The 7,263-nt window shown below is 67.5% G+C and carries 11 protein-coding genes; 6 read left to right on the plus strand and 5 right to left on the minus strand.

All coding sequences use genetic code 11. The annotated features are described in order from the left end of the window. Window positions 1-279: 279 nt before the first annotated feature. A complete protein-coding gene (locus tag AC5RW2_RS39270) occupies window positions 280-492 on the minus strand; it encodes a hypothetical protein (protein WP_494037149.1) in 213 nt (70 codons plus the stop codon). A 307-nt stretch (window positions 493-799) separates the two neighbouring features. On the opposite strand from AC5RW2_RS39270, the gene AC5RW2_RS39275 reads away from it, so the two are divergent. Together AC5RW2_RS39275 and AC5RW2_RS39280 are read left to right on the plus strand one after the other, a co-directional pair. Beyond that, a complete protein-coding gene (locus AC5RW2_RS39275) occupies window positions 800-1,045 on the plus strand; it encodes a DUF3263 domain-containing protein (RefSeq protein WP_494037153.1) in 246 nt (81 codons plus the stop codon). A gap of 372 nt (window positions 1,046-1,417) precedes the next feature. Further along, window positions 1,418-1,831, plus strand: a complete 414-nt coding sequence (locus AC5RW2_RS39280; RefSeq protein ID WP_494075202.1) for a hypothetical protein — start codon at window positions 1,418-1,420, stop codon at window positions 1,829-1,831. A gap of 14 nt (window positions 1,832-1,845) precedes the next feature. On the opposite strand, the gene AC5RW2_RS39285 is transcribed toward AC5RW2_RS39280, so the two are convergent. Both AC5RW2_RS39285 and AC5RW2_RS39290 read right to left on the minus strand, forming a co-directional pair. Next, window positions 1,846-2,265, minus strand: a complete 420-nt coding sequence (locus tag AC5RW2_RS39285; protein ID WP_494029906.1) for an SRPBCC family protein — start codon at window positions 2,263-2,265, stop codon at window positions 1,846-1,848. Window positions 2,266-2,339: 74 nt separating this feature from the next. Beyond that, window positions 2,340-3,164, minus strand: a complete 825-nt coding sequence (locus tag AC5RW2_RS39290) for a phosphotransferase (protein WP_494029907.1) — start codon at window positions 3,162-3,164, stop codon at window positions 2,340-2,342. Between the two features lie 48 nt (window positions 3,165-3,212). On the opposite strand from AC5RW2_RS39290, the gene AC5RW2_RS39295 reads away from it, so the two are divergent. After that, window positions 3,213-3,455, plus strand: a complete 243-nt coding sequence (locus tag AC5RW2_RS39295; RefSeq protein ID WP_494029908.1) for a DUF3072 domain-containing protein — start codon at window positions 3,213-3,215, stop codon at window positions 3,453-3,455. Beyond that, window positions 3,455-3,958, plus strand: a complete 504-nt coding sequence (locus AC5RW2_RS39300) for a flavin reductase family protein (RefSeq protein ID WP_494029909.1) — start codon at window positions 3,455-3,457, stop codon at window positions 3,956-3,958. Before AC5RW2_RS39295 ends, AC5RW2_RS39300 begins: the two co-directional genes overlap by 1 nt. A 6-nt stretch (window positions 3,959-3,964) precedes the next feature. On the opposite strand, the gene AC5RW2_RS39305 is transcribed toward AC5RW2_RS39300, so the two are convergent. Continuing rightward, window positions 3,965-4,864 carry a ribokinase gene (locus AC5RW2_RS39305; protein WP_494029910.1) on the minus strand — a complete coding sequence of 300 codons (900 nt, stop codon included), beginning with the start codon at window positions 4,862-4,864 and terminating at the stop codon, window positions 3,965-3,967. A 39-nt stretch (window positions 4,865-4,903) separates the two neighbouring features. On the opposite strand from AC5RW2_RS39305, the gene AC5RW2_RS39310 reads away from it, so the two are divergent. Further along, a complete protein-coding gene (locus AC5RW2_RS39310) occupies window positions 4,904-5,818 on the plus strand; it encodes a hypothetical protein (protein WP_494029911.1) in 915 nt (304 codons plus the stop codon). 50 nt (window positions 5,819-5,868) lie between these two features. Next, window positions 5,869-6,732 carry an NAD(P)H-binding protein gene (locus AC5RW2_RS39315; RefSeq protein WP_494029912.1) on the plus strand — a complete coding sequence of 288 codons (864 nt, stop codon included), beginning with the start codon at window positions 5,869-5,871 and terminating at the stop codon, window positions 6,730-6,732. 95 nt (window positions 6,733-6,827) lie between these two features. Here the strand turns inward: AC5RW2_RS39315 and AC5RW2_RS39320 are convergent. Then, the coding region (locus AC5RW2_RS39320; protein WP_494075203.1) for a glutathione peroxidase at window positions 6,828-7,263 on the minus strand (436 nt) is incomplete at its 5' end.

Here is a 7,263-nt window from a genome sequence, read left to right on the forward strand (position 1 = left end):
GACGGCGAACGCGAGGGTGTTGCAGATGCCGGCGACAAAGAGGGCGGCTGCGGTGGTGTACCGGCGAAGCCGGACAGGGTCGGTGGACATGGAAGGCATCCTTGGGTCCCGGACGGCCCCCGACTGCAGCAGGACCGTCTCCTGACACCACCATCGTTTCACCCCAGCCCCGCGGGCGGAATCCTCAAACTTAAGGGAGCCGTTTACCCAGTCAAACGCCGATAACAGCGCATCTGTCGTGTCGCTGATTCCTCCCGAATTATTGTTCTCCCCTGCTGGCTAGTCATCTGCTTCGCCGCTGTCGCCGTCCTGCTGATTGACTCCGCCTTCGTTATCGTCGTCGTTCTCTTGGTTATCTCCGGTGTTCTCGTTCTGTTCCTGCTGAACATCCTCGTTCGGTGTTTCATCCTGGTTTGGGTCGTCGCAGCCGGTAATGAGCAATGCGCACAATGCGAGGAGGGTGGCGAAGCTCTTGGAAATCTTCGTCGCCATGACCGTGCCTTTCGATAGTCCCTTGAGGTGTGGTTACTCCTTCACAGTAAGGGAGAAGGACTGAGTGGGATATGAGACGTTCTGCACCGCCGGCACGCCGCCGTCATGAAGTTAGTGGCTTCCCGAAGCACCGAGCGATTGAAGGGTTTGGCGGCGGCTGGTCGGCAATAGCGATTCAGGCCCGCTTAGGGCTCTGGGATCAGGTTCCGGGAACATGCCCAGTTGTCCCAAGAAATCCATCCGGAAGCTGGGGCCGGCCTTGTCGCTCGGTTTACTCAGACGCAAGGACTAAGGCGCCAAGGGCGATATCTCGCAGTTGCAGGCCCTCACGACAGCGCTGGCCGCAACGGTCGGCACCGGCAACATCGTCGGCGTGGCGACCGCGATCGGTATCGGCGAGCCGCGGTGTCCTTACTACCAGATCCTCAACGCCCTGATCGATACGGAGGCCGTGCTGGCCCACGACCCGATGCTCCTCAAGCGGCTGCGGCGGATGCGCGCCACCCGGCAGCGGGCCCGCACCGAATGCCGCCTGGGACGTGACTTCGCCTAGAACAGGGCCGGTGCCTGAACTGCGGCACTCAGGGGCCAACCGCCGGTTCCGCGGCCGGCCCCATCTGCTCGGCCCCATAATGTGGTCGGCCGGGTCTCCTGCTTCCAGCCATTCCCTGGCGCTGACCGGTCCGGCAAAGCTGTTGCACTCCTGACCGGAAAGCCTGTGCTCTCGCACCGTAAACGCCGATGGCAGCGTCTGCGTTGATCCAACAGTTTCCGCAGAGACGTAGCACGGGACGGCCGTGTGATCGAAACGTTAGCAGGACACGTACCCGGCACCCGGGCTACGGGCGCGGTACTGTGCAGACTGGTAGGCGTGTGCCGGTTCCATCCGGCACCCAAGCCAGGCTTTGCTTCATGAGGGGGAACGATGCCAAGCATCAAACGCACGACGGCCATCGCCGCCGTCGGTCTTATTGCTGCCGGGGCCACGGCCGGAGGCGTGTACATCGCCGGCCAGGCGGTCGCCGACCAGAGCACCATCCGCTGCTTTCCCGCTCCGGAGCTTGAGGCCGATGACGCCCTCAGCCTGGCGCACCCGCGCAACAGGCCGCCGGCCGAAGCGATCGGGCACTGCGCGGACCAGTGGCGGAACGGCACACTGACACGGCACGGTATCAATCCGGAGGCCCTGGATCCGGACAGCGGTTTCGACCCGGAGGATATGACCATCACGTTCACCGTGCCGGAACTGAGCGCCTGCCTCTACGAGGACGAGGTCGGGGTCTTCCCCGGCAGCTCCCAAGTCTGCCAGCGGCTGGGCCTGAAGCTTCTGGAGGAATAGCCCCTGCCGGAGGATTACGGGAGGCCCGCCTCCGCGTGCCGCTTGAGCCTGCGCAGATGCCCGGCCCAACCGGCAACGTGTTCGGCGGCCAGCGGCCCGCCGTCGGACAGCGCGGCAAAACCCGACTCGACCAGCGCCACCCGGGTGCCGTCGTCGTCCGCGTGGAAGGTGAAGGTGACCCTTGTTTGCGCTTCCCAGCCCGGTTCCGACCAGCGGAAGGTGAGCCGGCGGCCGGGAACGACGACGTCAACTTCGCCTTCCGCGGTCAGGACGGTGCCCTCGATTTCCCACCGTTCGCGCACCGGCGTTCCCGGCACCACGGCGAACTCCATGCCTGGCCACCAGGCATCCTTGCCCTCAGCGAAGGCGGACCAGGCGCGGTCGGCCGGGCAGCGGATCAGGATTTCCAGGCGGATATCGTCGGCGATCTGCACGAGGCCATTAGCTCAGAAAGGCCGGGGGTGCGCAATAGGCGCCTACCCCCGGCAGCGGGATGCCGGCGCACGTATCAGCCGAGTAGGGCGGCCGCAATGCCTGACTGGTTGCCCAGCAGCCAGTCACGGCGGCGGCGGATCTGGTCTCCGGCTCCATCCCGCCACATCCGTGCCCACCCCCCGCCGACTGCCTCGGCGTAGTGCTTCATTCTCAGCCAGCTCAGGTCAGCGCGCTCCGCACCGAACCCGGCCAGCCGCCGTCGTTCTCCTGCGGACCAGCCGTAGGCATCCGCGAAGATCCGCAGTCGCCGCAACTGATCGGCGCCCAACCATTCTCCGCCGACGTCGAAGGGGTCGCGCAGCGGCACCCAGTGCATCGCCGTGTTGTACGAATCGATAAGACGGGTGCTTGGACCGGCAAGGTCAAAGTCAATGAGCGCTACGGCTTCCCCGCCCCGAACCACCGTATTCTGCGGTGTCACGTCCAGATGTGTGACCAGCTCAAAGTCATCCTGCCGCACCGGCCGCGGAGGGAAAGGCTCAGCGGCGGGGTCATAATCCGAGGAAGCCTCGTGCAGGCGCCGGACCAGACGGCCCACAGAGGCCAGGAGCCGCTCCGATAGGACCCAAGGCTCAACCACGGCGCCGGGAACCGATCCCTCGATAAAGGTGAGGACGTCCCGGCCGACAGCGTCCCGCCCCAGGAACCGCGGACTCCCGTCGAAGCCCGCCTGCTCCAAATGGTCCAGATAGGCGGCCACAGCATGGGATTGCGGCTGGTGCGGCCGGCGGACCGTCTGTCCGACCCGGACGACCCCTTCGGTGACATCGCCGGCCGGCAGCTGGATTTCGACGCCGCCGGCTTGATCAGCGAACCTGCGTGTTCGATATCCCTCCATACCGGCCGATGCTACCGAAGGGGTGGCCTGCTCACTACAGTGGACCCCATGGCAGACAACGAGCGCGAGACTTTGGGAAGCCCGACGCCGGAACCGGACGCCGGCCTGAACCGTGATCCGGAGGACTGGGTCACCGGAGACGAGCCGATGACCGCCGCCCAGCGCAGTTACCTGGACACCCTGGCACGCGAGGCCGGGGAGGAGTTGCCGGCGGATTTGACCAAGGCGGAGGCCTCCGAGCACATCGACAGGCTGCAAAAGGGAAGCAATCGGCTGGGCAAGGAGCAGTAATGGGTCCGGAGCCGGACATCGGCGGCTTCATCGCGGGCTTCGACCATCCGATGTACGTGGTGACGGCTGCCTCGGGGCCGGAAGCACAGCCCGCATCACGGTCCGGCTGCCTGGTGGGGTTCGCCACCCAGTGCAGCATCGATCCGGCGCGCTTCCTGGTCTGCATCTCCAAGCAGAACCACACCTACCGGCTGGCCCGCGACGCGTCCGCACTGGGCCTGCATGTGCTCGGCGCTGGCCAGCGGGAGCTGGCGGAACTGTTCGGCGGCCGGACCGGCGACGAGGTGGACAAGTTCGCCTCCTGCAGCTGGCGGGACGGGCCGCGCGGTGTACCGATACTGACAGATTGCCCGCGCTGGATGGTGGCGGAGGTCGTTGACCGCGTCGACCTGGGCGACCATGACGGGTTCCTGGTGGCGCCTGTCGAAGTGGGCATCGAAGCCGATGCCGCGCCGCTGAAATTTTCCCAGGTCCGCAGCCTGCAGGCCGGGCACCCGGCCTGAGCGCCATCAGCCGGGCAGCCGGTCCGCCAGGGTGGGAAAGGAAGGCTGGGCGCCCTCACTCTGCACCGCGAAGGCTCCGACCCTGACGGCAAAGGCGGCAGCCGCCTGCAGGCTGTCCCCCGCCGCCAGCCGGGCACCCAACGCACCGACGAAAGCATCCCCGGCTCCGGTGGTGTCCACTGCTTCGACCGGCGGCGCGGGATAGGCCTTGATGCCGGACGCATCCGCGCACAGCGCCCCGCGCGCTCCAAGGGTGAGTACGACGGCGGGCACCCCCGCCCGCAGCAGGCCCGCCGCCAGCGTTTCCTCGGAAGCCGGCTGCGGAACCCCCGGCGCCAGCAGCTTCAGTGCCAGCACGGCTTCGTGCTCGTTGACCACCAGCGGGTCCGCGCGGCGGAAAACCACCGGCTCCAGCTCGATGACCGGCGCCAGGTTCAACACCACCCGCCCGGTGGCCAGCCGAGCGGCGGCCTCAGTGCCGGAGCGCGGAATCTCGCCCTGCAGCAGCACCACGGCGGCGCCGCCGATCGCATCGGCATGACCTTCCACGGCCGCCGCATCCAGGGTGGCATTGGCGCCGGGCACCACCACGATCGTGTTCTCTCCGCCGTCCGCGACGGTGACCAGCGCGACGCCGGTGGGCTCCGCCGTCGTGCTTATGCCCGACAGCGAAACGCCGGCTTCACGCACCAGCTGCAGCGCCGCCCCCGCATGCCCGTCCCTGCCGACCGCGCCGATCAGGGCGGTGGCTGCGCCCAGCCGCGCGGCTGCGACCGCCTGGTTGGCGCCCTTGCCGCCGGGCAGCACGGCGAGGCTGCGGCCGATCACCGTCTCCCCCGGCTGCGGGTGGCGGGCGGCGGTGACCAGCAGATCGGCATTGATGGATCCGACCACTACGACGTTCATAAACCGACCCTAGCCGCGGGCTCTGACAGAATCGAAGCCATGAACGTTCCCCTGCTTGGCCTGCTGCTCGACGTTGACGGACCGATCGCCAGCCCCGTCACCCGGACCGTGCGCCAGGACATCCTCGGCCACCTCGGCACGCTGGCCGCCGCCGGCATCCCGCTCATCTTCAATACCGGCCGCTCGGACACCTTTATCCGCGAGCAGGTCATGGAGCCCATGCTGGCTGCCGGCATTCCGGACAACGCGCGCATCCATGCCATCTGCGAAAAGGGCGCGGTGTGGTTCAGCATCACCGCCGAAGGCGCCGGCGAGATCCAAGTGGACCGCAGCCTGGCCCTCCCGCCGGCCTTTGCCGACGCCGTCCGGCAGCTGGTGCTGCAGAAGTACCAGGCCTACATGTTCTTCGACGAGACCAAGCACGCCATGGTGTCCGTGGAACAGCAGCTGGACGTGCCGAACCGGGACTACCTGTCCATCCAGCATCATTTCGACGACGACGCGCTGCGGCTCATGCGCGAGCACAACCTGGGCGTCACCCGGCTGGACCACCACGCCCCGGACAGCGACGACAACATCAGCTTCCGCGTCGAGCCGACCATCATCTCCACCGATATCGAGGCGATCGAGCTGGGCAAGGACCTGGGCGCGCAGCGGGCCATGGAGCTGCTGAAGGAGGACGGCGCGCTGCCCGCCGCGTGGCGCACCGTGGGGGACTCACGCAGCGATTACGCGATGGCCGACTGGCTGCACGAGCAGGGCTTCGACGTGGCGCACGTGGATGTCCGGCCGGAGGACGGCGTGTTCGCCAAGCCGTATCCGGTGCTGACAGCGGCGAACCTGGGCGGCGACGCCAAGATGATCCACGACGACGCCGGTGCCGTCTTCCTGCAGCGCTGGGTGGACATGGTGGAAGGCCGGGCACTGGGCGACGACGACCTGCCGGGGAAATAAATCCCCTTGGATTACTTGTTCCTTCAAGTACACCTGCCCGAAGGAGCGTCATGACCACCTTTGCCGTCACCGCCGCCACCGGCCAGCTGGGCCGCCTCGTCATCGCCGAACTGCTCAAGGCGGGCGTCGCGCCGGCCGCTGTTGTCGCCGTCGTCCGCGACCCGGGCAAGGCATCGGATTTCGCCGGACTCGGTGTCCAGGTCCGCGCCGGCGACTACAACGAGCCGCAGGCCCTGTCTGCCGCCCTGGCCGGCGTCGACAAGCTCCTGCTCATTTCCGGCAGCGAGGTGGGCCAGCGCCTTCCGCAGCACCGGAACGTGATCGACGCCGCCAAGGCCGCCGGCGTGCAGCGCATCGCCTACACCTCGGTGCTGCGCGCGGACGAAACCGAGCTGGTGCTTGCGCCCGAGCACAAGGCCACCGAGGAGGCCATCGCCGCCTCGGGCATCTCGTACACCTTCCTGCGCCACGGCTGGTACACCGAAAACTACACCGCCCAGCTCGGCCAGTACCTGGCGCACGGTGCCATCCTGCATGCGGCGGGCGAGGGACGCATCGCCGCCGCCACCCGCGCCGACTTTGCCGCCGCCGATGTGGCCGCGCTGCTGGAGGATCGCGCGGACAACGTGGTCTACGAGCTGGCTGGCCCCGCGTTCACCTACGCGGTCCTGGCCCGGACCATTACCGAGGTGACCGGCACCCCGGTCGAGGCCAAGGCGCTGGGCGCGGAGGAACTGCAGAACGCGCTGACGGGGGCCGGAATGGATGCTGGGCTCGTGGGCTTCCTGGTCGCGGTGGACGGCAACATCGCTGCCGGCGAGCTCGATGGCGGCTCGCAGGAGCTCGAGAAGCTGCTGGGCCGTCCGGCCACTCCGCTGGCCGAGGCCGTCGCCGCCGCGCGGTCGGCCGCATAAGTACAACCACCGCCGCCGAGCAGTTCGCGATCCGTGCGCTCCAACCGCACCTGGCTGCAGCCCTCCCGCCGTCGTGCTTTTAGCTGCTGCGGGAACTAGCCCAGTTCCGCCTCGATGGCGTCGATGACTTCGGGGGCGTCGGGCGCCGTCTTCGGCGCGAACCGGCCGACAACCTTGCCCTCGGCGTTGACCAGGAACTTCTCGAAGTTCCAGGTGATGTCCTCCTGTAGCTCGCCCGTGCGGAACTTGGTCAGTTCAGCGTAGAGCGGGTGGCGGTCCGCGCCGTTGACGTCCGCCTTGCGGGCCAGCGGGAAGGTCACACCATAGTTGACACTGCAGAATTCCTGGATTTCCTCTTCGGTCCCCGGCTCCTGGCCCTTGAACTGGTTGGAGGGCACGCCCAGGATCGTGAAGTTCCGGTCCTGGTATTTCCGGTACAGCGCCTCGAGGCCTTCGTACTGCGGGGTCAGTCCACACTTGGAAGCAACATTGACCACCAGCACGGTCTTGCCTTTGAATTCGCCGAAGCCG

Source organism: Arthrobacter sp. B0316-1-20 (assembly GCF_059091865.1).

Coding starts and splice junctions, on each gene's coding strand:
- AC5RW2_RS39270 (WP_494037149.1), bottom strand. CDS start 492: ATGGCGACGAAGATTTCCAAGAGCTTCGCCACCCTCCTCGCATTGTGC.
- AC5RW2_RS39315 (WP_494029912.1), top strand. CDS start 5,869: ATGACCACCTTTGCCGTCACCGCCGCCACCGGCCAGCTGGGCCGCCTC.
- AC5RW2_RS39295 (WP_494029908.1), top strand. CDS start 3,213: ATGGCAGACAACGAGCGCGAGACTTTGGGAAGCCCGACGCCGGAACCG.
- AC5RW2_RS39310 (WP_494029911.1), top strand. CDS start 4,904: ATGAACGTTCCCCTGCTTGGCCTGCTGCTCGACGTTGACGGACCGATC.
- AC5RW2_RS39280 (WP_494075202.1), top strand. CDS start 1,418: ATGCCAAGCATCAAACGCACGACGGCCATCGCCGCCGTCGGTCTTATT.
- AC5RW2_RS39300 (WP_494029909.1), top strand. CDS start 3,455: ATGGGTCCGGAGCCGGACATCGGCGGCTTCATCGCGGGCTTCGACCAT.
- AC5RW2_RS39305 (WP_494029910.1), bottom strand. CDS start 4,864: ATGAACGTCGTAGTGGTCGGATCCATCAATGCCGATCTGCTGGTCACC.
- AC5RW2_RS39290 (WP_494029907.1), bottom strand. CDS start 3,164: ATGGAGGGATATCGAACACGCAGGTTCGCTGATCAAGCCGGCGGCGTC.